Source organism: Rhizobium sp. LEGMi-198b, assembly GCF_054114205.1.
In genome coordinates this window covers 1,014,931-1,040,677 of the sequence record NZ_JBSYVH010000002.1, presented here as the reverse complement: position 1 = coordinate 1,040,677, position 25,747 = coordinate 1,014,931, and the positions used below count along the sequence as shown (strand labels likewise).

Below are 25,747 nucleotides of genomic sequence, written 5' to 3'. Positions count from 1 at the left end.
GATCGGCGCGGACTGTGTTGCGAAGTCGGCCCGACGAGAAAACCAGGCCTTCCGCCTCGCTGTACTTGAAATTCCCCCGATTTTGTGGTCTTGAGGCCGCCAATCTTTATTGCGCTGCCGATCCCGCTCCGCCGGGGCCTGCTTTCGGGTCCGGTCAGTGCCTTCTATTTTACCCAAGGAAGCCCGATGGCCCGTTCTGCTCTTCTCAATGTCATGGTTCAGGCCGCCCTCAAGGCAGGCAAGTCGCTCAGCCGCGATTTCGGCGAAGTGCAGAACCTGCAGGTTTCGGTGAAGGGACCGGGCGATTTCGTCAGTCAGGCCGATCTCAAGGCGCAGAAGATCATCCATGACGAGCTGCTGAAGGCGCGGCCGACCTATGGCTTCCTCGGCGAGGAAAGCGAAGAGATCAAGGGCACGGACGGCGCGCATCGCTGGATCGTCGATCCGCTCGACGGCACGACCAATTTCCTGCACGGCATTCCGATGTTCTCCATCTCGATCGCGCTGGAGCGCAATGGTGAGATCGTCGCCGGCGTTGTTTTCAATCCGGCGACGGACGAGCTTTACACCGCCGAGCGCGGCGGTGGCGCCTTCCTCAACGATCGCCGCCTGCGCGTCGCCTCGCGTCGTGTCCTGTCGGACTGCGTCATTGGCTGCGGCGTCCCGCATCTCGGCCGCGGCAATCACGGCAAGTTCCTAGTCGAGCTGCGCCATGTGATGGGCGAAGTTGCCGGCATCCGCCGTCTCGGTTCGGCAGCACTCGATCTCGCTTATGTCGCAGCCGGCCGTTTCGACGGCTTCTGGGAATTGGGCCTGTCGCCCTGGGACATGGCGGCCGGTATCCTGCTGGTGCGCGAAGCCGGCGGTTTCGTCTTGGACTACGACGGTGGCACCGATATGCTCGGTACCGGCACGATCATCTGCGGCAACGAGCATATTCAAAAGGCGCTGGCCGAGGTCGTCAAGCGGCCTATCCCGACAAAATAAAGCTGATCTTTCAGCAATTGGCCTTCAGCAAAACAGCCTGTTGCCAATGGCTTGTTTTGTGTTTTCCGTCTCTTCAATTCGGCACAATGTTGCTCTAGTCTCCGCGGGCGGAGTATGCGGAGGCAAAGCGTGCGATGGAAAATGTGAATCTGGGGGATCTGGGGTCGACCGACAATGTGTCGGGCAGCTATACCTACAAGCTCTCCAGCCCGATGGCCTTCTTTTGGACGATGATCCTTTTCCTGGTCATCGTCGGTTTTATTGTGGCGATCCTGTTTCGCCAGGCTCAAGTCGCCTTCCTGCATAATCCCGGTCTCAACGGATTGATCCTTGGCGTGCTGGCCGTCGGCATTCTGCTGGTCTTCAATCATGTCCTGATGCTGAGGCCCGAAGTTCGCTGGTTCAATCATTTCCGCGCCGTCGGCAATGCTGCCGACAAGGTCGGCCGCAATCCGCGGCTTCTGGCGCCCATGCGGGCGCTCATCGGCAACCGTCGCGGCATGCAGTTGTCGACGGCGACGCTGCGCTCAATCCTTGATTCCATCGCCACCCGTCTCGATGAATCGCGCGATACTTCGCGCTATCTCATCGGTCTGCTCGTCTTCCTCGGCCTGCTCGGCACCTTCTGGGGTCTGATCGGCACGATCGGCTCGATCAACGATGTCATCCAGAGCCTCGATGTCGGCTCCGGCGACACCGGCGATATCCTTGGCGCCCTCAAGACCGGCCTTTCCGGCCCGCTGGTCGGTATGGGCACGGCGTTCTCGTCCTCGCTGCTCGGCCTTTCCGGCTCGCTGATCCTCGGTTTTCTCGACCTTCAGGCCGGCCGCGCGCAGAACCGCTTCTATACCGAACTGGAAAACTGGCTTTCCTCGGTTACCGATGTCGGCTCGGATATCGCTCCCGTGATCGAAGGCGCCAATGGCGCATCCTCCGAGGATGTGCGGGTGCTTTCGGAATATCTGCGCAAGATCGCGGAAGAAGGCGGCGGTGGCCAGCGCTCGGTGACGGCGATGGCGAACCTGGCCGAGGGCATCCAGGGTCTGGTGAAAAACATGCGCAACGAGCAGCAGATGCTGCGCGACTGGATCGAGGCACAGCAGGAAGAAGCGAAATCGATGCGCCGCACGCTCGACCGTCTCGCCGATCGCATCAGCCATACCGAAAAGACCGGGAGCAAGTAAATCATGGCGCTCGCGCGAAACAGTCGCCACAAGAGAACGGTCGACTATTGGCCGGGATTCGTCGATGCGCTCTCCACGCTGCTGATGGCGATCATGTTCCTGCTGACGGTGTTTGTCGTCGGCCAGTTCATCCTGAGCCGCGAGATTTCCGGCCGCGACGAGGTGCTGAATCGCCTCAATAGCCAGATTAACGAATTGACGCAGGCATTGGCGCTCGAAAAGAGCGGCAAGCAGGATCTCGAGGATTCCATCGCCAATCTGCAGGCGTCGCTTTCGGTGGCAGAGGGCGACCGCTCGCGTCTGCAGGCGCTTCTCGACGCCGGTTCCGGCAATAGCCAGGCCGCGCAGCAGAGGGTCGGCACGTTGACGCAGCAGCTTGACGATCAGAAGCAGGCGAGCGCCCGCGCTCTCAGCCAGGTCGATCTTCTCAACCAGCAGATTGCCGCGCTGCGCAGCCAGATTGCCGCTGTCGAGGCGGCCTTGCAGGCGTCGGAGGAGAAGGATCAGACATCGCAGGTGAAGATCGCTGATCTCGGCCGGCGGCTGAATGTGGCGCTGGCGCAGCGCGTGCAGGAGCTCAACCGTTATCGTTCCGACTTCTTTGGGCGCTTGCGCGAAATTCTCTCCGACCGCGACAATATTCGCATCGTTGGCGACCGCTTCGTCTTCCAGTCGGAAGTGCTGTTCCCTTCCGGTGCGGCTGATCTCAACCCGGACGGCCAGGCGGAGATGGCCAAGCTTGCGGCCGCGCTGATCGATCTTTCCAAGGAAATTCCGCCCGAGATCAACTGGGTGCTGCGCGTCGATGGGCATACGGACAACGTGCCGCTCTCCGGCAGCGGCCGCTATCCCGACAACTGGGCGCTGTCATCGGCGCGCGCCATCGCTGTCGTCAAGTTCCTGATTGCCCACGGCGTTCCTGCGGACCGGCTCGTCGCCGCCGGCTTCGGCGAGTTCCAGCCGATCGCTCCCGGCGATACGCCGGAAGCCCGCGCCACCAACCGCCGTATCGAGCTGAAGCTGACGGAGAAATAGTCGTCAGCTCCTCTCGGCCAGAATGGTATCGAGGCTTGCCTGCAGGAATTCTCGGACGGCAGAGCTGTGGCTGAGGCCGATCGCCGTGCGATAGGCCGTAACCGCGCTCTCCGTTTCTCCGGCTTCCGCAAGCAGATGGGCACGGACGGCCCAATAGGGCTGGTAGCTCAGGATATCGCTCTCAACCAATTGGTTCAGCTTCTGCAATCCCGCCATAGCCCCCTGCGCCCGGCCGATCACGGCGGCTTGACTCACGCGGGCGCCGACGGTCGGTTTCATCAGCACGAGTGCGTCATAGAGCTTTGCGAGCGCCGTCCAGTCGGTGACACCGGAGCGACGGCGTTCGGAATGGACGGACTGGATTGCCGCCTGGCATTGGAATGGGCCGAAGCGATCGAAAGTTCCCGCCTGCCACAGCAGGCTGTCGGCTTCGGCCATCATGATAGCGTTCCAGCGTGCGGTGTCCTGTTCGCCGAGCGGTACATAGCAGCCATCCGCATCCCGGCGGGCGGCACGGCGGGCTTCGCAGTAAAGCATCAGGGACAGCAATCCGATCGCCTCCGGCTCCTGCGGTAGGGTGGCAAGCAGGGCGCGGCCGAGCCAGATGGCTTCTTCTGCCAGAGCATGCAGCTTGCCGTCTTCGCCATCGAGCCCGTCCCAGCCGAGGCCGTAGGCAGCATAGATCGCCGAGAGCACGCCCGTCAGCCGCTCGGGCAGCACGGAACGATCGGGGACGCTGAAGGGAATATGCGCTTCGCGGATCTTGGTCTTGGCCCGAACCAGCCGCTGGCTCATCGTTTCCGGCGAGACGATGAAAGCCTGCGCTATGGTTCTGGCATCGATGCCAAGAACCGTCTGCAGCATCAGCGGCGTATGCACGGACCGGTCGATCGCCGGATGGGTGCAGGTAAACAGCAGCTTCAGCCGCTCGTCGGGGAAGGTGGGGCCATCCGCGTTCATGCGCTCCTCCGCTTCCTCGAAAGCGAGGATGATCGTATCGCGGGCGGCGGCCTTGACGTTTGCATGTCTTGCGGCGCCATAAAGATTGCGCCGCGCCGCGACCAATAGCCAGGCCTCGGGATTTTCGGGAATGCCGCGCGCCGGCCAAGCGCGCAATGCGGCTGCAAGAGCTTCGGACAGTGCATCCTCCGCCGCCGGCACATCGCCCGAGCGCGCCGCCAGGAAAGCGATTAACTTGCCGTAGGATTGACGCGCCACCCGTTCCGTGGCGCGTCCAACGTCATGGTCCATGGCCATGTCACATTTGCAGGCGCGGCCGCACTTCGACGGATCCCTTCTGGGAGATTGGCACGCGCACGGCCCATTCCAGGGCTGCGTCGAGATTCGGCACATCGATCAGATAGAAACCGCCGAGCTGTTCCTTGCCTTCCGGGAAAGGACCGTCCTGCACGTCATGGTCTTCGCCGCGGCGGCGGATGACCGTTGCGGTTTCCGGCTCGGTCAGCCCGGCACCGCCGGTCATGATGCCGGCCTGGACAAGCGCCTGGGTATAGGCGATCCAGCCGTTCTTATAGGCGGGATCCTCGCGCCGCTTAAAATCCTCGGCCGATTCACGGATGATCAAAGCATATTGCATGGGGAAACTCCTGCTCGCTGTGTTGGCGGTAAGCCGGACTGGACGCTGCATCTAAAGAGCAAATGCCAAGATGTGCAACGCCGCCGGCGAAACGGCTTCATGCCCGTTCCGATACTATGAGACACGAGCGAGGCTGATTTCGACAGGCCGAGCAGATTTTTTCGAAATTTTTTGATGGGCAAACGAAAACGGCCGGCGCGCCCGAAGGCTGCCGGCCGTAGAGGCTGTATAGCAGCGCTCGACGCGAAGTCTTAGGCGGCGGTCTGGTCGTCGATAGCGGCGGCGCCGACATGGGACTTGATCGATTCAATAGCGTGGAGGGCCGAAGCCTTCGCCTTATAGCCTTCGGAGGCAAACATGGTTTCGCCGTTCGAGGCCTTGAAGCGGAAGCGGAATTCGCCAGCCTTGTCCTTGTAGACTTCAAATTTATACATGGTTCCCGTCTCCTAGAATCGCGTCAGCGCGAGATAACGGGAAAAATCTAGCGCAACTTTAAAGCTATTTCCACCTGTTGTATTCGGCTTGCCCGATCCCCGTTATTTGACTGCGAGCATGCGGTCGTCGATGCCGGCGTCGAATTGCAGCCGCGCCAGCTTGGCGTAGATGCCGCCGTGATGGATCAGGCTTTGGTGCGTGCCTTCTTCGACGATGCGGCCTTGATCGAGCACAAGGATGCGGTCGGCCTTCAGAACCGTCGCCAGGCGATGCGCGATGACGAGGGTGGTGCGCGTTTCCATCAGGCCATCGAGGGCCCTTTGCACCAGCGTCTCGCTCTCCGCATCGAGCGCCGATGTCGCTTCGTCGAGCAGCAGGATCGGCGCATTCTTCAGGATGGCGCGGGCAATGGCGATGCGCTGGCGCTGTCCGCCGGAAAGGGTAATGCCGCGCTCGCCTACCTGTGTGTCGTAACCCTTGTCCAGGCGCGAGATGAATTCATCCGCCTGGGCGGCGATCGCGGCGGCGCGGACCTCGTCGCGCAAGGCTTCGGGGCGGCCGAAGGCAATATTGTCGTGGATCGAGGCGGCGAAAATGGTCGTGTCCTGAGGCACGATGGCGATGCGGTCGCGCAGGGCGTCGGGCAAAACGCGACGGGCGTCGATGCCGTCGATGGCGATGCTACCCTGCTGCGGATCGTAGAAGCGCAGCAACAGCGAGAAGACCGTGCTCTTGCCGGCACCGGAAGGACCGACGATCGCCACCGTTTCGCCCGGCTGAACGGAAAGCGACAGGCCATGCAGCGCTGATTTGCCCGGCCGGGACGGATAGGAGAAATGCACGTCGGAGAATTCCACCCGACCCTGCGGCGGCTGGGGAAGGGGCAATGGATTGGAGGGGGCGGCGATCGGCGAGACTTCGGCGAGAAGTTCGCCCAGGCGATCGGCCGCGCCTGCGGCCTGCGACAGCTCGCCCCAGACTTCCGACAGCGAGCCGAGCGACGTGCCGGCGATGACGGAGTAAAGGAGGAACTGACCGAGCGTACCCGCCGACATCGTTCCGGCGAGAACATTTTGCGCACCGACCCAAAGCACGGCGACGATGCTGCCAAAGACCATGGTGATGGCAAATCCGGTCAGCAGCGAGCGGGATTTGATCGCGGCGCGTGCCGCCTGATAGGCATCCTCGACCGCGGCGCCATAACGCTGCGCTGCCGCCGCCTCGCCGTTAAAGGCCTGGATGGTGCGGCTGGCGGCGATGGTCTCGTTGGCATAGGCGGATGCATCGGCAAGCGTATCCTGCGCGGCGCGCGAGCGCTTGCGCACGGAGCGGCCGAAGCTGACAAGCGGCAGCACGATGATCGGGATGGCAATCAGCACGATGCTCGACAGCTTCGGGCTGGTGATGATCATCATGCCCACGGCGCCAAGACAGAGAATGAGATTGCGCAGCGCCACCGAAGCCGTTGCGCCGACGGCGGACTTGATCTGCGTCGTGTCGGCCGTCAGCCGCGAGACGATCTCGCCGGATTGATTGACATCGAAGAAGGAGGGCGACAGCCGCGTCACATGATCGAAGACCTCGCGGCGCATATCCGAGACGATGCGCTCGCCGATGGTGATGACAAAATAATAGCGCAACGCGCTTGCGATCGCGAGAATGACGGCCATCGCCATGATCGCGGCGAAATAGCTGTCGATGAGACCGCGATCGGACTGATCGAAGCCATGGTCGATCATGCGCCGGACGGCCAGCGGCAGGGCGAGAGAGGTGACGGCAGCAACGACCAGGGCGATCAGCGCCCCCAGCACCATGCCGCGATAGCGCCTGAGATAGGGTGCCAGCCGTCCAAGCGGCCGAATGGATTTGCGCTTTTTGTCGTCTGCCTGGCCCGTCTCTGACAAGTCGTCTCCAATCCCCATATCAGCAAGGGACTTCGCTCTTTCGCCCCTTGTTATCCTTGCCGCCTTCATGTATAGGCACGCCATCTTAATTGGAAGCCGTGGCCTCAATCGGACTGCGGCTTCATTTATTCAATCGGTTCGGTTGCCGCAATGGCTTGCGACAAATGGACCCTGGCATGACAGGAAGATTGTTATGAAGGCCAACATCCATCCCGACTACCACACCATCAAGGTGGTCATGACCGACGGCACCGAATACGAAACCCGCTCGACCTGGGGTTCGGAAGGCGCTGTCATGAACCTCGAAATCGACAGCAAGTCTCATCCGGCTTGGACGGGCGGCAACCAGCAGCTCATGGACCGCGGCGGCCGCGTTTCCAAGTTCAACAAGCGCTTCGGCGGTCTCGGCATCTAATCGCTTCGCGATCTGGTGTTTTGAAAAGAGCCCGGCTTTGCTGGGCTTTTTTGTTGTCTTGATGCGATGCTCTTCGTAGAGCGGTCGCTTCTCAGGCTCATCGCCGCTATCATCTCAGACCGAACAAAATAAAACCGGCCGTGTGAAACACGGCCGGTTTTATTCGTCAGTTATAAGTTATTGAAACTCAGTTCGTCCCAAAAGCCGTCTGCAGCAGGGTGAGCTGTGCTTTGACGCTGTTCTGGTTGTCCGGAACGATCGGAGCTTCCGTCGGGCGATAGATTTCGCGGTCGAGCAGGGCGACGCGGTTCTGAAGGCGTAGCGAGCGCTCGACGAGATCGCGGAAGGATTCCGGAAGGTCGTTCCAGCCCGGAGCATTGCGGTCGACGTTGAAGCCGTCGAGGCGAACCTTGTTTTTTTCGGCCAGCACCTGATCGCGCGACATTTCGCCGTTGTTGACGGCGCGCTGCAGCAGCAGCCACGAGGCCATCTGCATCAAGCGGGTGGTCAGCCGCATGGATTCGGCGGCGTAGAGCACGGAGGCCATGCGCGGCAGAACCTTGGAGGCTGCCCGACCCTGGCCGTCGAGATAAGCGGCGGTTTCCTCGACCAGCGACATGCCTTCCGAATACAGCGTCCTGAACTGCGCCGACGAAGCTGCGTGGCCAGCAAAGCTGATCGTGTTCAAACCAAGTTCCGACATCGAAGAAATCCCAGCTAACGCAACACTTTTGTTCAGGAAAAGCCGGTGAAGTTCAGAAGAACTCTCGGCGTCCGTTCTTATGACTTCAAGATGGTGGTTTTAACTGAAATTCGCAAGGCGATTCTTAAGAAAGGGTTAATCTCCACAGTTTCCTCGGGAGCGCCGTGTCAAGGCGAAAAAGAAGAGCCGCAAACGCGGCTCTCAAGGTAAAACAGGGAGAAAAATCAGACCAATTCGCCAAGTGGAGGAACTGTCTGAGTCCAGAGCAAATCTGGATGGTCATAGTAATATGTCGTAAAGCTTAATATTCCGTTGAGCACGCCTCTGTCTGTACTTCAATCGCACAGGTTTCCGCCGATGGCAGGCTTACGAGCGGAACAGGTTTTCGGCCGCCTGACGGCCGGATGCCTTGGTGGCAATCTCCGCTTCCAGCCGGGCGATCTCCGCCTGCATCAGTGCGACGCGTGCCTTGAGCTCGTCGACGGAAAGCAGCGACAAATCGCTGCCGATTTCATGGGCGGACGGCTTTTTCGGGCGGTCATCATCGAAAATGCTCATTTTGTTTCCTCCTCGTCACTCCCCCGGCTCATGTGCCGTAATTTACCGTCATATCGTCCTTTTTCGAAGCCTCACTTTTCGAAGCCTCGCTGCGCGCCAACGACATGCTTTCCGGCGTGATCATCTGCGCATTCGCCGAAGGCATGTTGGTGTAGGCGTCGCGATCGCTCGCGGGCTTGGCGGCGCGCATGCGGCTGCGGAAGATCGCGTAGCTGGTGATCAGCACATGCGCGACCGCGGTGACGAAGAACAGTGCGTAGGGACCGATGGAGGACATGACCGGGCCACTCAGCGTCGGGCCGATGATCGTGCCGATGCCGTAGAGCAGCAGCAGGCCGCCGGAGACTTTGACGAAATCCTCGGGTGCTGCGAAGTCGTTGGCATGGGCGACGGTGATCGGATAGAGCGTGTTGGCGACGGCGCCATAGATGACCACCATGCCGATCAGGAAATAAGGACCGGCCGGCTGCAGCAGGAAGAGCAGCAGCCCGTCGATGGCGGCGACAGCGGCCATGCCGGCCAGCACGTAGCGGCGGTCGATGCGGTCGGAGAGGCGGCCGGCCGGAAACTGCATCACCGCCCCGGCGAAGATGGTCGAGCTCATCATCAGCGCGATATTGCTGTCCGAGAGACCGGCATTGGCGCCGAAGACGGCGCCGAGCGTGCCATAGGCACCATTGGCAATGCCGACCAAGAGGATGCCGATGGAGGCGACCGGCGAGTTGCGGTAGAGCGCCTTCAAATCCAGGCTGACGGCCTTCAGCGGCTGCGGCGAGGCAGCGGTCGAAAGCGTCGTCGGCAGCATGGCGATGCAATAGCAGATGCCGCAGCACATGAAGAGGATCGGCGTGTGGATATCCGCGAAGGGGATCATCATCTGGCCGGCAACGGCGCCGATCAAGGTAATGCCGATATAAAGCGAGAAGATCGCGCCGCGGCTTTCATTGGTGGCACGTTCATTGAGCCAGCTTTCGATGATCATCGAGGTGCCGGCGGTGCAGAAACCGGTGACGGCCCGCAGCAGCACCCACCAGGTCGCGTCGACGATGATGCCGGTCAGCAGCGCGATGATGGCGATGACGGAGATGAAGCCGGAAAAGGCGCGGACATGACCGATGCGCCGAACGAGTTTCGGCGCGGTCAGACAGCCGAGCACGAAGCCTGTCGCCCAGGTCGTGCCAAGCAGGCCGAGTGTCGTGGTGGCGTAGCCCTCGGCTGTGCCGCGCACAGGTAGAAGCAGGCTGTGCAGGCCATTGCCGGTGAATAGGAAGAGCGTACCGAAAAGCAGGGCAAGAACGGGTAAAATATTTCTCTTCATGTTCCTACTTTCATGCGGCTCCACTTAGAGAACCGATAAGGCAGGACCAAGCCCTGCCAGTTTTCACTATTGATTGTGCCCCGGATTGCCGTTATCGGCGTTAAGAAACAGTCTGTTGGCGCGGAAAAATGTCCGTCCTATGACGATTAGAGCATGATCATGAAAACTAGGCAGTGGTTTTTGATGAGGCAGTGCTCACTCTTGCGCAAACGGGGAAAAATACCGTGACAAAAGTGATCGCGGTGCTGCTATTGCTTGCCATGGCGGTGCAAATCATCAAGCCGCTCGGGCTGCCCGGCCTCAAACGGCGCGCCGATTTCTGGAAGATCGCCGTGATAGCCTTTGCAGCCTGGACGATCGCTTTGGTCATCAACGAGACGTTTTAAGGCATTGCAGGCCGGGATTGAGACCTTCGGAGGATCGTGCGGGGCGCCTTAAAGCAGGATTTCGCCGCGCATGACATGGACGCTGCTACCCGACAGCAAGACTTCGTTTACCGTGCCGGAAGATTTCCGGACTTCGACACCGATGACGCTGCGTCTTCCCATTTCCACGCCCTGCTCGATGGTGATTTTCACCTCCGCGTCCTGTGCCGGCAACAGGGAGGTCAGGTAGGCGCCGAGTGCAGCGGAGGCGCTGCCGGTCGCCGGGTCTTCCGTCACATTGTCCATGGGCGCGAACATACGGGCGCGGATGTGCCACGGATTTTCGGCGGAGCGTACGTAGAGAAAGAGCGAGAAGCCGGTCTTGTCCAGCTTGTGCCGGGCAGCCGCTTCGACAAAGATCGCCGCATTCGGCCACGCTTTTCCAAGCGTTTCCAGGCTGTCCAGTTCTGCGAAGGCGAAAGGCAGGCCGACGGAGGCGAAGGTCGGGGCGTGCGTTATCGTGCGGATCGATTGCGGACCGACCTGCACGCAGCGGGCAATCAGTTCGGGGGCAATCGTGTCGCCGACCGTCAGCTTTCCCGGCGCACGGATGCTGGCGCCTGTGATGTTGCCGCCCTTGCGCAACAGCGTCACCTCAACCAGCCCGGCATCCTCTTCGAAGATCAGCCTGTCGCCCGCGGGCTTTCCGAAGATTTCCTGTTGTTGTCCGAGAACGAAAGCGGTGCCGACATTGGGATGGCCGGCAAAGGGGATTTCGGCCGTTGGCGTGAAGATGCGGACGCGCGCGGTATGATCCGGGTTCTCCGGTGGCAGCACGAAGGTCGTTTCCGAATAGCCGAACTCGGCTGCGATCTTCTGCATGGCGTCGCTGCTCAGGCCGCGGGCATCGGGGATGACGGCCAGCGGATTGCCGACGAAGCGCTCCGATGTGAAGACGTCGACGGTGACATAAGCGACGGTATTCATGGCGGCTCCCAGAGTATTGATGGAATTGTGAGGATTTAGCCGCTGCTTGGGCGAGCCTGAAAGCGGGAACTTGTGCCGGTGACAAGTTCTTCGCTGTGGAGCAGGCCTCATCCATCATTTAAATTATTCATGAAGGCTTTCGAGCGGCGTGATGGATTCCATCGATATGCGGGATTAGCTTCGTCTGTATAAAATCACATAGCTAGAATGAAGCGGGATCTACTTCTGCGAAGTTACCGGCAATTTGAAAAGGTTTTCCATGCCTCTTCTTGACCCTAATGCAGTCCATCCAATTACTTTGCCTGATGGCACCCTCTATCGCGATACTGTCTACCTGAAGAACGTAATTGACCATCCGCGCATGGAAATCGGCGAGTTCAGCTATTATACCCATTCCGGAAGGCCGGAAGATACTGCCCAGATACTGGCGCCCTATCTCGGTGGTAGCGTTCGTGAGCGCCTGGTGATCGGCAAGTTTGTCCAAATTGCTCGGGGAAGCTACTTCATCACCAGTTCGGCTAATCATCCGATGACTGGCTTCACCACCTATCCATTTCGCATCTTTAGGCCTGAGACCTTCGGCTACACGGACCTACCGGTGAAAGATACCATCGTCGGTCACGATGTCTGGATTGGTCATAACGCGGCGATAATGCCGGGCGTGCAGATTGGGGTGGGCGCGATTGTCGCCGCTGCTTCGGTTGTCGCAAGTCATGTACCGCCTTATGCGGTTGTTGGCGGGAACCCGGCAACTATCATTCGGATGCGCTATCCGAGTGAGGTCATCAACGAACTTCTTGATATAGCCTGGTGGGATTGGCCGATAGACAAAATCGAAGCCAACTTAGCGTCTCTCAGTAGCGGTGATCTCGCTGCCCTCAAAACAGCTTGAGCGTGCTGCAATCTCATCTACCGCACAAAGCAAAAAGCCCCGACCGCATCGCGATCGGGGGCTTTCATCCATTCGAAGCGTCACCTTAGATCAGGCGGCCTTTTCGCTGTCCTTGGTCCAGCTACCCTTGGCGGCGAGGTAGTTCATCTCGGCGCGGTGGGCGAAGGCGCGCTGGCCGGCGGCGACGTTTTCCGCCTTGCCGCCCCATGCCTTCAGCGCGGCGTCCTGCAGGGCGCGGCCGTAGGAGAAGGTAACGTGCCAAGGCAGGTCATAGCCGTTGATGGCGGAGAGATGCGCGGTTGCTTCTTCCGGCGTCTGGCCGCCGGAGAGGAAGGCGATGCCGGGGACGGCGGAGGGAACGGTTTCCTTCAGCACCTTGACGGTGCGTTCGGCGACTTGCTCGACCGATGCCTTGCGCGCCTTCTTGCCGTCGATGACCATGCTCGGCTTGAGGATCATGCCTTCGAGGTTGATGCGGGCTTCTGCGAGCTCCTGGAAAACGATCTGCAGCGTCCAGCGGGTGACTTCCTCGCTGCGGGCGAGATCGTGGGTGCCGGGTTCGCCGTCCATCAAGACTTCCGGCTCGACGATCGGCACGATCTTAGCCTGCTGGCAAAGCGCGGCGTAGCGGGCGAGCGCATGAGCATTGGCCTTGATCGAGCCATGGGTCGGCAGCGTATCGGAAATGGCGATCACGCCACGCCATTTCGCGAAGCGGGCGCCGGCGTCATAATATTTCGCCAGGCGGTCAGCGAGGCCGTCCAGGCCTTCGGTGATGGTTTCGCCCGGGAAGCCGGCCATCGGCTTGGCGCCGGTATCGACCTTGATGCCGGGAATGCTGTCGGCAGCGCGGATGATGTCGACGAAAGGCGTGCCGTCGGCGGCCTTCTGAAAGAGAGTTTCCTCATAGAGGATGACCCCGGAGACGTACTTCTTCATCGCCTCTTCCGAGCGGAAGAGCATTTCGCGATAATCGCGGCGGCTCTCTTCGGTGGAAGCGAGAGCGATCGTGTCGAGACGTTTCTTGATCGTGGCGGTGGATTCGTCAGCCGCCAGCAGGCCCTTGCCACCGGCTACCATCTTTACGGCAATGTCTTCAAGTCGTTCGCTCATTTTCGTTCTCCAAGTCGATTTCAGTCAGCGACGGGGTCATATAGGTCGGCGATAACAGAAGTGTATAAAGAGGGAAATGGGCAGCTAAATTATTGAAACGATTGAAATGATTTCAACCGTTTGAAAGTTCGGACTATCATTTTAGCATCCTGTGGAAAGCTGCGAAAGTCCGGGTCGCAGCTCTCCTTTTTGTGTGAGATGCCGGTCTATTTTTCAGTATGGAGAACGGCGACGCCCGGCAGGACCTTGCCTTCCATCCATTCGAGGAAGGCACCACCTGCCGTAGAGACATAGGTGAAATCATCGGCGACGCCGGCATGGTTCAATGCGGAGACGGTATCGCCGCCGCCGGCAACCGAGGTCAGTTTGCCGGCTTTGGTGCATTCAGCGGCATATTTAGCGGCAGCCACGGTGGCGGCGTCGAAAGGCGTGATTTCGAAAGCGCCGAGGGGGCCGTTCCAGACCAGCGTCGTTGCGCGTCCGATCCAGGCCTTGACTGCTTCGACCGATTTCGGGCCGACATCGAGGACCATGGCATCGGCCGGAATGGCTTCGATCGAAACGACTTGATTGTCCGCGCCAGCCTTGAATTCGCGGGCGACAACGCCGTCTTCCGGCAGCACGATGGCGCAGCCCGACGTGGCGGCTTCGATCATGATCTGCTTGGCGGTGTCGGCCAGATCATGCTCGCACAGCGATTTGCCGACATTGGTGCCGCGGGCGGCGAGGAAGGTGTTGGCCATGCCGCCGCCGATCACCAGCGCATCGACCTTCTTCACCAGGTTCATCAGCAAGTCGATCTTGGTCGAAACCTTGGCGCCGCCGACGATGGCAACGACCGGGCGGGCCGGGTTACCAAGACCTTTTTCCAGCGCTTCCAGCTCGGCCTGCATGGTGCGGCCGGCATAGGCGGGCAGGTGATTGGCAAGGCCCTCGGTCGAGGAATGGGCGCGGTGAGCAGCGGAAAAGGCGTCGTTGACGTAGATATCGCCGTTGACGGCCAGTGCTTTCGTAAAGGCAGCGTCGTTTTTCTCTTCTTCCTTATGGAAGCGGGTGTTTTCGAGCAGCAGAATATCGCCGTTGTTCATCTTGGCGATGGCGTCGGCTGCCGGTGCGCCGACGCAATCGGAGGCGAAGAGGACGGCGTGATCGAGCACTTCTTCGATCGCGGGAATGATCAAGGAAAGCGACAGATCCGGCGACGGCCCATCCTTCGGGCGGCCGAAATGGGCAAGCAGGATGACCTTGGCGCCCTTCTTGGACAATTCCAGAATCGTCGGCGCCACGCGTTCGATGCGGGTCGCGTCGGTGACTTTGCCGTCCTTGACCGGCACATTGAGGTCGACGCGCACGAGCACGCGCTTGCCGGTGATATCGGTGAGATTGTCGAGGGTTTTGAAGGCTGCCATAGGGAGGATCCAATGTTGTTGGTGCCGCGAAGTGCGCCGACCATACTACGGATGATGCGAGACGCAAGGCGGTCAAGCGTCGTTTTTGCCGGTATTTGAATCGGTTGAAACGACCTCTTCGGCGTGCTCGCGGCGCTTGCGCAGGAAGCCGCGAATACCGTTCAAAATGTCGTGGAGATTGATGAAAATCGGCAGGATCGCCGGTGGTTCCAACGCTTCCAGCGACATGCCGACCGACTGGATATGGTCGTTTTCGTCGAGATCGCGGACGATCAGGATGATCTCGCCGAGACGAACGCGATCGGCATAATCGGCCTTGCCGCCGAGGCGTTGACGCATCAGCTCGGCGATCGTCAGACCTTTTTCCGCATCGCTCAGAAGCCCCGGACCATAGGCCGCGTCAAGATCGGCGGCGGGACGCAGCGGCGAGATCGAAAAGGCGCCGAAGAAATCCGCATCATCCGGATCAACCGGCGCGCGGCTGGCAAACAGGCGGTCGAGAAGGCGTGAATAGCTGGGCGAAATGAAGAGATAGACGAGATCGTGTTCGCGCAGGCGCCCGGCATATTGGTAGCGCATCGACTTGCCGTCCCTGACGACGAGCGATGGCATCGCCCAGCGCGGGATGCGTTCGCCGCGCAGAACCGGGCTATCCTTGACGACGCGATAGGAGAGCAGCTCGTGATTGACTGTGCCCGGCAGATCGACCTCGACTTTGTCGACGGCGCCCATGCGCGGCGGCACGATGAGGCCGAGCCGGCGCGCCATCGGCTTGATCGTCCAGCCCTGAACGAGCAACGACACCAGCACGACGATGAAGGCGACATTGAAATAGGTCTGGCTGCTCGGGAGATTGCCGAGGATCGGCATGATGGCGAGCAGGATGGAGACGGCACCGCGCAGGCCGACCCAGGCGACGAAACCCGTTTCGCGCTGCGTGTAGTCGAAAGGCAGCAGACAGAGCCAGACGGCAATTGGCCGGGCGATGAAGATCAGGAACAGCGCCAACGCCACGGCGGGGATGGCGATCGCCGGAAATTGCGACGGCGTGGCGAGCAGTCCGAGGACGAGGAACATGATGATTTGCGCCAGCCACGTCATGCCGTCCTGAAAGCGTTTGATGCTGGCCGAGGCGGGCATCTTGCGATTTCCGGCGTAAATGCCGGCCACATAGACGGCGAGAAAGCCGCTGCCACCGACGGCGCCGGTAAAGGAGAAGACGAGCAGGGCGAGCGCCAGCACGAAGATCGGCGTCAGACCGCGATCGGTCTCCAGATGGCTGACGATCAGCACGATCATCATGCCTCCGAGCAGGCCGAGAATGACGCCGAGGCCCATCTGCTGGATGAAGGTCGCCAGCATGACGAGATTGAAGCCGTGATAGCCGTCGCCGCTCGCCAGCAGCTCGACCAGCGCCAGCGTCAGGAAGATCGCCATCGGATCATTGGTGCCGGATTCGACTTCCAGCGTCGAGCGCACCTTGTCTCGGATGTTGATGCCGCCGATGCGCAGCAGGAAGAAGACAGCGGCCGCATCCGTCGACGCGACGATCGAGCCGAGGAGCAGGCCTTGCAGCCAGGTAAAGCCAAGGAGCCAGGTGGCGGCGAGGCCGAACAGTGCCGCCGTAACGAGAACGCCGATGGACGCAATGGTCAGGGCCGGGGCGGCGGCCAGTTTGAAGGCCTGGATCGGCGTGCCATAGCCGGAATCGAAGAGGATGACGGCGAGAGCGAGCGAGCCGAGGATATAGGCAAGATAGTTATTGCTGAATTCGATGCCGAGCCCGTCCGTGCCGGCCATCAGCCCGATCATCAGAAAAAGCAGCAGCAGCGGTGCGCCGAAACGAAAGGCAAGCAGACTCGAGAAGGCCGCCATCAGAATGAGGACCGTGCACACCAATACGACGACGTAAAATGCCTCCACGCCCTTCTTCCCCTTTCCCGCGCGCTCTTGCCCGGCCAAAGCCCGGGTCGTTCGCAATTCTCCCGCAACCACTATGCTGCCGCATGCTTAAAATTAGTACATACAAATATTCTTCGGAGAAGGCGCTGGTTCTATGCCCACTCCGACGATAGCGACTTCATGCTGTGATGCGTTTCGCCAGAACAGCGAAACGGCCCCGGAACGCTTTGGGAGAATTCCTGTCAAAAATTTATTTGTAAATCTGGACCATAGCAGGGCAGGGAGAGGAAAGATTTGCGGCGAATGGGAGGAATAACGTGGACCGCAGGCTGTTATCCGCGCGGCCGTATTAAACATCCACACGCTTGAAATAGATTGGATAGTCGATCACCAGCCCATCCTCGTCGACGGGCAGGTCTACGGTAAAGGTCCTGTCTTCGGCAGCATAGCGATAGAGTTTCTGCGGCGTGACGCAAGTGTAGCGCTGGCCGTCGCGCAGCGGCACGAAGCTGTCGAACGGGATATAGAGCGGACCTCGCTCATAATGTTCCGGTGATCCCTGGAGGTTCCGGAGGGTACTTCAGAAGTCCTTTGTCGACGCAGTAGTTTCTAAGTGATTCCCAGACCGCACCTCCAATAAGGTAAATGCTCAAGCAGATTTCCTTTAGCTCTTGCTTTGAGAGCACTAGCTCCTCTCCAAAAGCGAATTTGCGGCCATGCACCGCAAGTCTCACGGTAATTTTGCCCCCCTTGGGAAAGAAGACGCCCTTCAGGTCTTTTCCGTCAATGGAGGTTCCATCCGGAAAAACAGCCACTACGTCGAGGGCAACCCACTCCAGCCGGAATACTCCTGTTTCAGAATCTATATCATTCCCACCAACCACGCCTCGGCGATGTGCATAGCAATTGCGTGCCTGGTTTAACTGCCGGAGAACTCGGCGGTGATCTTCAGGAATGGGCAATATCTCGTTCAGCGCTTTTATTTGGTCAGAAATGCCTAGCTTCTCGAAGCGCGCTGAGGGAGGGCGTTGGGTCATACCCTCGGTCTGCGCAATTAAATCCAAGACCCAATAAACTTCGAGCAAATAGACGGAAAACGTCTCAAGGAGTTCACGCAGGCCGCTGGCTTGCGTCCATTTCGCATACTCTTCAGCAACATGTTTCGCTTCGTCTGGAGCAAGGTCCTCTTTGACTAATGTAATGTGGTGGAACGTATCTGGTACCAATACATGAGAGATGGGTGGATCGTGTTCCGCCGCGTTCATACCGATCCCCATAAACATGTCTGCACGCGTTATTCCGGTGTGCAGGATACGCAGTATGCCATCAAGATCGATGCGGATTGGACCATTCATATGCTCGTCCATTGGCTGTGGCGCAATATTGGTATGAACATAGAGGGATAGCGTTTGGCTTTTGGGGCCTAGTCAGCTAAATATCCTCATGGAGGCAGATAGGCTCCTCGCCAACTCTATTGCACCCCTCTAGGTCATCGCGGAAGTTATTTCGTCAAAAAGAAATAAACGCAGAATTCAAACATCCACACGCTTGAAATAGATTGAATAGTCGATCACCAGCCCATCCTCGTCGACGGGCAGGTCTACGGTAAAGGTCCTATCTTCGGCAGCATAGCGATAGAGTTTCTGCGGCGTGATGCAAGTGTAGCGCTGGCCGTCGCGTAGCGGCACGAAGCTGTCGAACGGAATATAGAGCATGGAAAGCTTTGCCGTTCCAGCTTCCGGCGTCAGCTCAAGCCGGCGGATCGGCAGGCTGTTTGTGAAAGGCGAGCCGGAGAGATCGATATCGATGCAGCCGTCGAATTGCGGCAAGGCAATGCCGTCTTCGGCGCGCCAATGTCCTTTGCCGTCGGAAAGCAAGGCAAGGCGCCGGCCATCGGTGGTTTCGATCGAGAAGGAGAGAACGGTCCAGTCGGCTGCGCAATCGATGCGGTAGAAGACGCCGTAGGGCGAGCCGCCGCGGCTGCCGATGATGGTGCCACAGGCGCGAATGGCTGCGCCCGTGGCGGTGTCGATGGGACCGATCGTCAGATGCTCCAGCCCGTCTCCTTCCAGCGGACGCCAGCGAACTGTCGTCGGAAGGAGAGGGCGGAAGGCCATGATCAGATCAGCTTGGCAAATGCAACGGCCGTGTCGGACATGCGGCTGGAGAAGCCCCATTCGTTGTCGTACCAGGACAGGACGCGCACGAAGTTGCCTTCCATGACCTTGGTCTGGTCGGTCGCGAAGATCGACGAGTGGCTGTCATGGTTGAAGTCACGGGAAACCAGCGGCTCGTCGGTGTAGCCGAGGATGCCCTTCAGCTTGCCGTTCGATGCAGCCTTGATGGCTTCGTTGATTTCGCCGACCGTCGTTGCCTTCTTGGACACGAACTTGAAGTCGACAACCGAGACGTTCGGGGTCGGAACGCGGATCGACGTGCCGTCGAGCTTGCCCTTCAGGTGCGGCAGAACGAGACCAACAGCCTTTGCGGCGCCCGTCGAGGTCGGGATCATGGACAGGGCTGCGGCACGGGCGCGGTACAGGTCCTTGTGCATGGTGTCGAGCGTCGGCTGGTCACCAGTGTAGGAGTGGATGGTCGTCATGAAGCCGTGGTCGATGCCGACGGCGTCGTCGAGAACCTTCACGACCGGCACCAGGCAGTTCGTGGTGCAGGAAGCGTTGGAGATGACCATGTGCTCCTTGGTGAGCTGGTCGTGGTTGACGCCGAAAACGACGGTCAGGTCGGCACCGTCGGCAGGAGCCGAAACGATAACGCGCTTGGCACCGGCCGTCAGGTGAGCGGCGGCCTTGTCGCGGGCAGTGAAGATGCCCGTGCATTCCATGGCGATGTCGACGCCAAGGTCCTTGTGCGGCAGCGTTGCCGGATCCTTGATCGCCGTGACCTTGATCGGCTTGCCGCCGCCAACGATGATCGTGTCGCCTTCGACCTTCACTTCGGCAGGGAACTTGCCGTGGATGGAATCGTAACGCAGCAGGTGGGCATTGGTCTCGACCGGGCCGAGGTCGTTGATGGCAACAACTTCGATGTCGGTGCGGCCGGATTCGACGATCGCGCGCAGAACGTTACGGCCGATGCGGCCGAAACCGTTGATGGCAACTTTTACAGTCATGTGTTCACTCCCGTTCACTCAGGGTATTTCTATTGAAATGGAGAGCGCCTTTCGACACCCTCAGGAAAGCTTTGCCTCAGCGGCAGCGACAACCGCCTCGGCGGTAATGCCGAAATGCTTATAAACGTCCTTGTAAGGTGCGGAAGCACCAAAGCTCTTCATGCCGATGAAGGCGCCTTCCGGACCGATGAATGCGTCCCAGCCTTCGCGAACGGCGGCTTCGACGGCGATCTTGACCGGCGAATTGCCGAGCACTTCCGAGCGGTAGGCTTCAGGCTGCTCGAAGAAGAGCTCCGTGCAGGGTACGGAAACGACGCGGGTGGAAATACCCTTGCCTTCCAGCGCCGTGCGGGCGGCGACGGCGATTTCGACTTCGGAACCCGAAGCGAAGATCGTCACCTTAGCATCGGCGTTGCCGGCGAGCGTGTAGGCGCCCTGCTCGCAGAGGTTCTTCTCGCTGTATTCGGTACGTGCAGCGAGCAGGTTCTGGCGGGTCAACGCGAGGCCGGATGGACGATTGTGCGTCTTGACCGCGATCTGCCAGCATTCCGCTGTTTCGGTGGCATCAGCCGGGCGGAACAACAGGAAGTTCGGAATGGCACGCAGCCCTGCGATCTGTTCGACCGGCTGGTGCGTCGGGCCGTCTTCGCCGACGCCGATCGAGTCATGCGTCAGAACGTGGATGGCGCGGATGCTCATCAGCGCAGCGAGACGGAGCGGCGGACGGCAATAGTCCGAGAAGATCAGGAAGCCGCCGGAATAGGGGATCAGGCCGCCATGCAGCGAAATGCCGTTCATGGCAGAGGCCATGCCGTGCTCGCGGATGCCCCAGTGGACGTACCGGCCGGAGAAATCGGTCGGGGTGATCGACTTCATCTGGCTGGTCTTGGTGTTGTTCGACGGCGTCAGGTCCGCGGAACCGCCCAGTGTTTCCGGCAGGAAGCCATTGATGACTTCGAGCGCATCTTCCGATGCCTTGCGGGTTGCGAGCGTCGGCTTGGTTTCAGCGAGCTTCTTCTTGTATTCGCTGATGGCGGCATCGAAGCCAGCCGGCAGCTCGCCGGCAAAGCGGCGATTGAATTCGGCCTTCTTGCCGGCTTCCGCAACAGCGACGCGGCCTTCCCAGGCTTCGCGGGTGCTGACGGAGCGCTCGCCGGCGGCGCGCCATTCGGTAAGAATGTCGTCCGGAATGACGAAAGCTTCGTAGGGCCAGTTCAACGCAACGCGCGTCGCTGCAATTTCCTCGGCGCCGAGCGGCGAGCCGTGAACCTTGTGGGTGCCCTGCTTGTTCGGAGCGCCGAAGCCGATAATCGTCTTGCAGGCGATCAGCGTCGGGCGGTCGGATTGGTGCGCGGCTTCGATGGCAGCGCCGATGGCGGCCTGGTCGTGGCCGTCTACTTCGATCGTGTTCCAGTGAACGGCCTTGAAGCGGGCAACCTGGTCGGTCGAATCCGACAGCGAAACGGCGCCGTCGATGGTGATCGAGTTGTTGTCCCAGAAAAGGATGAGCTTGTTCAGCTTCAGGTGGCCGGCCAGCGCGATCGCTTCATGGCTGATGCCTTCCATGAGGCAGCCGTCGCCGCACATGACATAGGTATAGTGATCCATCAGCTCGGCGCCGAATTCTTCACGCAGCTTGCGTTCGGCGATCGCCATGCCGACCGAATTGGCAATACCCTGGCCGAGCGGGCCGGTGGTGGTTTCGATGCCGGTGGCGTGACCATATTCCGGATGGCCGGCAGTCTTGGAGCCGAGCTGACGGAATTGCTTGAGGTCCTCGACCCCCATGTCAGGGTAGCCGGTCAAGTACAGCAGCGAATAGAGCAGCATGGAGCCATGGCCAGCCGAGAGCACGAAGCGGTCACGGTTCGGCCAATGCGGATGCTTCGGGTCGAAGCGTAGATATTTGCCAAAGAGAACGGTGGCGACATCCGCCATCCCCATCGGCAAACCGGGGTGACCGGAATTGGCCTTCTCGACAGCATCCATGGCAAGGAAACGGATCGCATTCGCCATCCGGTCGTGTTGTTCGCGAGAGATCATGGTTTTTCCGCAGGGTTCCGGGTTCGGGGGATGGCCACACGCTTGGGAGGCTGGGCCACCGGTTGAAAGGCGGCCGAAACGGAGGAGTACCTTACAAACTCCGTTTTCACTGCTGCCTCAGGCGGCTGAGACATAGCAGTTGGGGCGAGCAAGTCAATAAATCCGCGGGGCGATCAGGGGGTGGTGCGGCAATTTTTCGACATTTGCCCGCCGACTTATACAAAAGACGACAAGGGTAAGACAAAGGCCGCTTAAGCCATAAAGGCGACCTTCATCCACAGATTAGGTCCCCTGCCGTATGGCGGCCTTTATTGACGTTCAGTTGCCGAGTTGAATATTGTTGGGAAATCAGTCGAGTGGCCGGATATTTTGATTCGGGCCTTGCGCGGGGAATCGAAAGGCATGACGCCCTCAGGCAAAACGGTGGATGTGGCGCTCGCTCAGTTGCGCCAGGCGCTTTCGACTTTGGAGAGCGCCGTCGATGTGCGGTTCGAACGTGAACGCGCGCAAAGCGATGTTGAAGGCGAGGTTCGCCGGGTGCATGCGGATCGTTCGCGGCTCGCCCAGGAACTCGACCAGGCGGAGTTCCGAGCGAACCGGCTTGAAGAGGTCAATCGCGAAGTGTCGCGCCGGCTTGTGACGGCGATGGAAACCATAAGAGCCGTGCTCGACCGCTGATCCCTCGGGACGCAGCCGTCGCGATCAGCGGCAATGATCGGAAAGTCTCATGGCGCAGGTAACGGTAACGATCGATGGCAAGGCCTATCGCATGGCCTGCGAAGAGGGGCAGGAAGAGCATCTGACGGATCTCGCCACCCGCTTCGACCGCTATGTCATGCATCTGAAGAGCCAGTTCGGCGAAATCGGCGATCTGCGCGTCACCGTCATGGCCGGCATCATGATCATGGACGAGGTGGCGGAGCTGACACGTCGCGTTTCGGGGCTGGAGGCCGAGCTCGAAAACTTGCGCAACAACCGTGACACCGTGCTTGCGGCCAATGCCCGCAGCGAAGAGACGCTCGCAACCGTCATCGACGAAGTGACGACGCGCATTCGCGGCATCACCGAGAAGCTGACGGTTCGCCCAGGCGCCGAGCCGAACTGAGGCGTTCTTTTATTTCTCGGGACTGCACCGTAGCACCCTCTGGTACAAGGCGAGGATTCTCTTTATATAGGACTTGCGGTCTGCGCTTCCCGACAGGAACCACAATCCCTGGGGCCATACTCGATCCAAAGGGAGCTGTCCCTGACCAGGCCCGTGGGCCTGGACACACGGTGCCCACCTACGTTTGTAGGCGCCCAGGATCGTAAACATCCATCGGTCGTCGTGGATCGCTCTTCCTTTCCTGATTTTGCAAAGAAAGGCAGCGTTGCGGGATTCTTATTGTCTCGCTGACGCCGTTCCTCCTCCTCTTAACGTTTCGCGCCGAGATAGGCGCCGCGCTCGAATTCCGAGCGGTTGGCTGCGCTGCGCAGGCGCAACAGGTCCTTGCGGGCGATGAGACCGACAAGGACACCGGTCCGTTCGTCGACAACGGGAACACGGCCGGTATCGGCATGGATCATGATATCGGCGACGCGGCCAACCGTGTCTTCAGGATGTGCGACCGGAATGGACGTATCAGAGATCAAATCATAGAGCGTCTGACCGGCGAGATCGGGCTCATTCTGCCATCGTAGCGCATCCGCGCGCGAGATCATGCCGACCAAGCGGCCATCGGCCTGGACAACGGGATAGAAGCGATGGGCATCCGGCTGTTCGGTCAATTGCGCGAGAGCTCCTGCGACCGGCATGGTGGCGGGAAGCGTATTCACCTTCGCAATCATGATGTCGGCAGCGCGGGTCAATTCGAACGGATCGATGCCATATTCGCGGGTGATGTGCTGGCCGCGGCGCGCGATCTTTTCCGTCAGGATCGACCGCTTCAACAGCAACACGGTGACCGCATAAGCGGCGACGGTGGCGGCAAGCAGCGGCACGAGCGCATGCATGTCGCCGGTCAATTCAATGGCGAAGAAGGTGCCGGTCAGCGGCGCGCGCATCGTGCCGCCCATCATCGCGGCCATGCCGAGCAGCGCCCAAAAGCCGGGATCTCCGGGCAGAACGAGGCCGACAAGCCAACCGAGCGTGCCGCCGAGGATGAGCAGCGGCGCAAGCACGCCGCCCGACGTTCCCGATGACAATGCTACCAGCCAGATGCCAGCCTTGACCAAGAGAATGGCGACCACCGCAACTGCGACGACGTGGTCGTTCAGCAGATCGGAGATGATATCATAGCCGACGCCGAGCGCGCGCGGCTCGATCAGTCCGCCGAGGCCGACAACGAGGCCGCCGAGAGCGGGCCACCACATCCAGTGAATGGGGAGTTTCTCGAAGGCGTCTTCGATGCGGTAGAGCAGCGTCGTCAAGAGGCCGGATTGCAGGCCGGACACGATGCCGAGGCCGGCGGCCAGCAGGATGCTCCACCAGTTGAGCGCCATGTCGAAATGGGCCGGGAAAAGCGGGCCGCTGCCGATCAGCAGGGGCCGCCAGGTGATGGAGACGCAGGATGCGATCACGACCGGAATGAAGCTGCGCGGCTTCCATTCGAACAGCAGCAATTCGACGGCGAGCATGACGGCGGCGATGGGCGAGCCGAAGATCGCGGTCATGCCGGCGGCGGCACCTGCGACCAGCAGCGTCTTGCGCTCGGCGGCGCTCAGATGAAAGAACTGTGCGAACAGCGACCCGATGGCGCCGCCGGTCATGATGATCGGCCCTTCAGCGCCGAACGGGCCGCCCGTGCCGATCGAGATGGCGGAAGAGAGCGGCTTCAGGACCGCCACTTTCGGCGACATTCGGCTGCCGCCGATCAAGATCGCCTCGATTGCCTCCGGAATGCCGTGGCCGCGGATCTTTTCCGAACCGTAGCGTGCCATGAGGCCGATGACGAGGCCGCCGATGATGGGCGCGGCCACCATCCAGGGGGAGCGCGCGACGGTGCCCAGCGACAGCGGTTCGACGCTGATCTTGAACAGCCAGACCGCGTTGGTGACGAGCGCAATGAGGTTGATCAGCGCCCAGGCCGACAGGGCGCCGCCCGTGCCCACGACCAACGCCATGGCCGCAAGCACTAGTACGCGCTTGTCCGTTGTAAAATCCCCATTGTCTTTCCGCGAAGCGCCACCCGAGAAATCATGGGCGGGCCGATGATGTACGTTGATATCCTGCATGGAAGGCTTTCTGTGCTAAAGCGCGGCGGCAAACTAGCCGAAACTGCAATGGCAATTATATCGTAATGCGATATAAATCAACGGCTGAAAACAGAATGTATTTGTGAGGAAGATGGGATTGGCGCGGGAATTGGATGAGATGCTATCGCAGGCGGACTACGAGGCTCTGGCGACACTGCGCTACACGCTGCGGAAATTCATGGATTTCAGCACCTCCGCAGCCCATCAGGAGGGACTGCCGCCGCAGCAGCATCAGGCGCTGCTGGCGATCAAGGGCAATCCACAGAGCGAGACGATGACCATCGGCATGTTGGCGGAACGCCTGCTGATCGCGCCGCATACGGCGACTGAATTGGTCGGCCGGCTGATCGATGCCGGCTATGTCACCCGCCATCCCGATCCGGCTGACAAACGCCGGCAAACGCTGCAGCTGACGGAAAAATCGGAAGAGATACTGCGCCGGCTGACGGCCATTCACCTCAGGGAGATCCGGGACATGGCGCCGGAACTCATCGACATCCTGACGCATCTGCAGGCGGATGTCGGCGGCAAATGAA

General features: G+C 60.2%; 25 protein-coding genes, 1 other RNA gene and 1 pseudogene. 10 read left to right on the top strand and 17 right to left on the bottom strand.

The window, feature by feature from the left end; genetic code table 11:
* The first annotated feature begins 186 nt into the window (after positions 1-186).
* The 3 genes from ACXHXG_RS11705 to ACXHXG_RS11695 all read left to right on the top strand — a co-directional run bounded on the left by ACXHXG_RS11705 (position 187) and on the right by ACXHXG_RS11695 (position 3,206).
* Positions 187-987 carry an inositol monophosphatase family protein gene (locus ACXHXG_RS11705; protein WP_283047296.1) on the top strand — a complete coding sequence of 267 codons (801 nt, stop codon included), beginning with the start codon at positions 187-189 and terminating at the stop codon, positions 985-987.
* 134 nt (positions 988-1,121) lie between these two features.
* Positions 1,122-2,171, top strand: a complete 1,050-nt coding sequence (locus ACXHXG_RS11700) for a flagellar motor protein MotA (protein ID WP_283047294.1) — start codon at positions 1,122-1,124, stop codon at positions 2,169-2,171.
* 3 nt (positions 2,172-2,174) lie between these two features.
* Positions 2,175-3,206 (top strand): peptidoglycan -binding protein, encoded by a 1,032-nt coding sequence (locus ACXHXG_RS11695; RefSeq protein WP_104824200.1) that lies wholly within the window; start codon positions 2,175-2,177, stop codon positions 3,204-3,206.
* Positions 3,207-3,209: 3 nt separating this feature from the next.
* On the opposite strand, the gene ACXHXG_RS11690 is transcribed toward ACXHXG_RS11695, so the two are convergent.
* From ACXHXG_RS11690 to ACXHXG_RS11675, 4 genes are all read right to left on the bottom strand, one after another.
* Positions 3,210-4,457 carry an RNA polymerase sigma factor gene (locus ACXHXG_RS11690; RefSeq protein ID WP_457899353.1) on the bottom strand — a complete coding sequence of 416 codons (1,248 nt, stop codon included), beginning with the start codon at positions 4,455-4,457 and terminating at the stop codon, positions 3,210-3,212.
* Between the two features lie 7 nt (positions 4,458-4,464).
* Positions 4,465-4,803: a YciI family protein gene (locus ACXHXG_RS11685; protein WP_104824199.1), complete on the bottom strand. Its 339-nt coding sequence runs from the start codon at positions 4,801-4,803 to the stop codon at positions 4,465-4,467.
* Positions 4,804-5,054: 251 nt separating this feature from the next.
* The gene (locus tag ACXHXG_RS11680) at positions 5,055-5,237 is read right to left on the bottom strand and encodes a YegP family protein (RefSeq protein WP_104824198.1); all 183 of its coding nucleotides are present in this window, start codon (positions 5,235-5,237) and stop codon (positions 5,055-5,057) included.
* Positions 5,238-5,339: 102 nt separating this feature from the next.
* The gene (locus tag ACXHXG_RS11675; RefSeq protein WP_445944959.1) at positions 5,340-7,160 is read right to left on the bottom strand and encodes an ABC transporter transmembrane domain-containing protein; all 1,821 of its coding nucleotides are present in this window, start codon (positions 7,158-7,160) and stop codon (positions 5,340-5,342) included.
* A 175-nt stretch (positions 7,161-7,335) separates the two neighbouring features.
* On the opposite strand from ACXHXG_RS11675, the gene rpmE reads away from it, so the two are divergent.
* Positions 7,336-7,557, top strand: coding sequence for a 50S ribosomal protein L31 (rpmE, locus tag ACXHXG_RS11670; RefSeq protein ID WP_104824196.1), 222 nt, complete (start codon positions 7,336-7,338; stop codon positions 7,555-7,557).
* Between the two features lie 187 nt (positions 7,558-7,744).
* Here the strand turns inward: rpmE and rcdA are convergent, their stop codons facing one another.
* The 3 genes from rcdA to ACXHXG_RS11655 form a co-directional block, all read right to left on the bottom strand.
* Positions 7,745-8,260: a protease adaptor protein RcdA gene (gene rcdA, locus ACXHXG_RS11665; RefSeq protein ID WP_104824195.1), complete on the bottom strand. Its 516-nt coding sequence runs from the start codon at positions 8,258-8,260 to the stop codon at positions 7,745-7,747.
* Between the two features lie 366 nt (positions 8,261-8,626).
* Positions 8,627-8,818, bottom strand: coding sequence for a DUF1192 domain-containing protein (locus ACXHXG_RS11660; RefSeq protein WP_104824194.1), 192 nt, complete (start codon positions 8,816-8,818; stop codon positions 8,627-8,629).
* A 28-nt stretch (positions 8,819-8,846) separates the two neighbouring features.
* Positions 8,847-10,136, bottom strand: a complete 1,290-nt coding sequence (locus ACXHXG_RS11655; protein ID WP_104824193.1) for an MFS transporter — start codon at positions 10,134-10,136, stop codon at positions 8,847-8,849.
* A 224-nt stretch (positions 10,137-10,360) separates the two neighbouring features.
* Between ACXHXG_RS11655 and ACXHXG_RS11650 the strand changes: the two genes are divergently transcribed.
* Positions 10,361-10,522 (top strand): hypothetical protein, encoded by a 162-nt coding sequence (locus ACXHXG_RS11650; RefSeq protein ID WP_199773484.1) that lies wholly within the window; start codon positions 10,361-10,363, stop codon positions 10,520-10,522.
* Between the two features lie 48 nt (positions 10,523-10,570).
* Here the strand turns inward: ACXHXG_RS11650 and ACXHXG_RS11645 are convergent, their stop codons facing one another.
* On the bottom strand, positions 10,571-11,488 hold the full coding sequence (locus tag ACXHXG_RS11645) for a PhzF family phenazine biosynthesis protein (RefSeq protein WP_457899352.1): 918 nt from the start codon (positions 11,486-11,488) through the stop codon (positions 10,571-10,573).
* A gap of 259 nt (positions 11,489-11,747) precedes the next feature.
* Here ACXHXG_RS11645 and ACXHXG_RS11640 point away from each other — a divergent pair, with 259 nt between their 5' ends.
* Positions 11,748-12,380 carry a CatB-related O-acetyltransferase gene (locus ACXHXG_RS11640; RefSeq protein ID WP_457899351.1) on the top strand — a complete coding sequence of 211 codons (633 nt, stop codon included), beginning with the start codon at positions 11,748-11,750 and terminating at the stop codon, positions 12,378-12,380.
* A gap of 90 nt (positions 12,381-12,470) precedes the next feature.
* Here ACXHXG_RS11640 and ACXHXG_RS11635 read toward each other — a convergent pair whose 3' ends face one another.
* The 8 genes and pseudogenes from ACXHXG_RS11635 to tkt form a co-directional block, all read right to left on the bottom strand.
* Positions 12,471-13,493 carry a class I fructose-bisphosphate aldolase gene (locus tag ACXHXG_RS11635; RefSeq protein WP_283047283.1) on the bottom strand — a complete coding sequence of 341 codons (1,023 nt, stop codon included), beginning with the start codon at positions 13,491-13,493 and terminating at the stop codon, positions 12,471-12,473.
* A 206-nt stretch (positions 13,494-13,699) separates the two neighbouring features.
* Entirely contained in the window at positions 13,700-14,902 is a 1,203-nt protein-coding gene (locus ACXHXG_RS11630; RefSeq protein WP_457899350.1) for a phosphoglycerate kinase, read from the bottom strand.
* 72 nt (positions 14,903-14,974) lie between these two features.
* Complete coding sequence (locus ACXHXG_RS11625) at positions 14,975-16,825, bottom strand: potassium/proton antiporter (RefSeq protein ID WP_457899349.1); 1,851 nt, start codon at positions 16,823-16,825, stop codon at positions 14,975-14,977.
* A gap of 328 nt (positions 16,826-17,153) precedes the next feature.
* Positions 17,154-17,333 (bottom strand): annotated as a pseudogene (locus ACXHXG_RS11620) (putative glycolipid-binding domain-containing protein); the annotation flags it as partial.
* Between the two features lie 10 nt (positions 17,334-17,343).
* Entirely contained in the window at positions 17,344-18,159 is an 816-nt protein-coding gene (locus tag ACXHXG_RS11615; protein ID WP_457899348.1) for a hypothetical protein, read from the bottom strand.
* A gap of 177 nt (positions 18,160-18,336) precedes the next feature.
* On the bottom strand, positions 18,337-18,921 hold the full coding sequence (locus ACXHXG_RS11610; protein WP_457899347.1) for a putative glycolipid-binding domain-containing protein: 585 nt from the start codon (positions 18,919-18,921) through the stop codon (positions 18,337-18,339).
* Positions 18,922-18,923: 2 nt separating this feature from the next.
* Positions 18,924-19,934, bottom strand: a complete 1,011-nt coding sequence (gap, locus tag ACXHXG_RS11605) for a type I glyceraldehyde-3-phosphate dehydrogenase (protein ID WP_104824185.1) — start codon at positions 19,932-19,934, stop codon at positions 18,924-18,926.
* A gap of 60 nt (positions 19,935-19,994) precedes the next feature.
* Positions 19,995-21,977: a transketolase gene (gene tkt, locus ACXHXG_RS11600; protein WP_457899346.1), complete on the bottom strand. Its 1,983-nt coding sequence runs from the start codon at positions 21,975-21,977 to the stop codon at positions 19,995-19,997.
* A 402-nt stretch (positions 21,978-22,379) separates the two neighbouring features.
* On the opposite strand from tkt, the gene ACXHXG_RS11595 reads away from it, so the two are divergent.
* The 3 genes from ACXHXG_RS11595 to ssrS all read left to right on the top strand — a co-directional run bounded on the left by ACXHXG_RS11595 (position 22,380) and on the right by ssrS (position 23,315).
* Positions 22,380-22,655, top strand: coding sequence for a DUF4164 domain-containing protein (locus tag ACXHXG_RS11595; RefSeq protein ID WP_104825195.1), 276 nt, complete (start codon positions 22,380-22,382; stop codon positions 22,653-22,655).
* A 49-nt stretch (positions 22,656-22,704) separates the two neighbouring features.
* Positions 22,705-23,082 carry a cell division protein ZapA gene (locus ACXHXG_RS11590; RefSeq protein WP_104824183.1) on the top strand — a complete coding sequence of 126 codons (378 nt, stop codon included), beginning with the start codon at positions 22,705-22,707 and terminating at the stop codon, positions 23,080-23,082.
* Positions 23,083-23,156: 74 nt separating this feature from the next.
* Positions 23,157-23,315, top strand: a non-coding RNA gene (ssrS, locus tag ACXHXG_RS11585) — 6S RNA.
* A gap of 75 nt (positions 23,316-23,390) precedes the next feature.
* Here ssrS and ACXHXG_RS11580 read toward each other — a convergent pair.
* A complete protein-coding gene (locus ACXHXG_RS11580) occupies positions 23,391-25,190 on the bottom strand; it encodes a chloride channel protein (protein ID WP_457899345.1) in 1,800 nt (599 codons plus the stop codon).
* A 139-nt stretch (positions 25,191-25,329) separates the two neighbouring features.
* Between ACXHXG_RS11580 and ACXHXG_RS11575 the strand changes: the two genes are divergently transcribed.
* On the top strand, positions 25,330-25,746 hold the full coding sequence (locus ACXHXG_RS11575) for a MarR family winged helix-turn-helix transcriptional regulator (RefSeq protein WP_445945008.1): 417 nt from the start codon (positions 25,330-25,332) through the stop codon (positions 25,744-25,746).
* Position 25,747 lies beyond the last annotated feature (1 nt).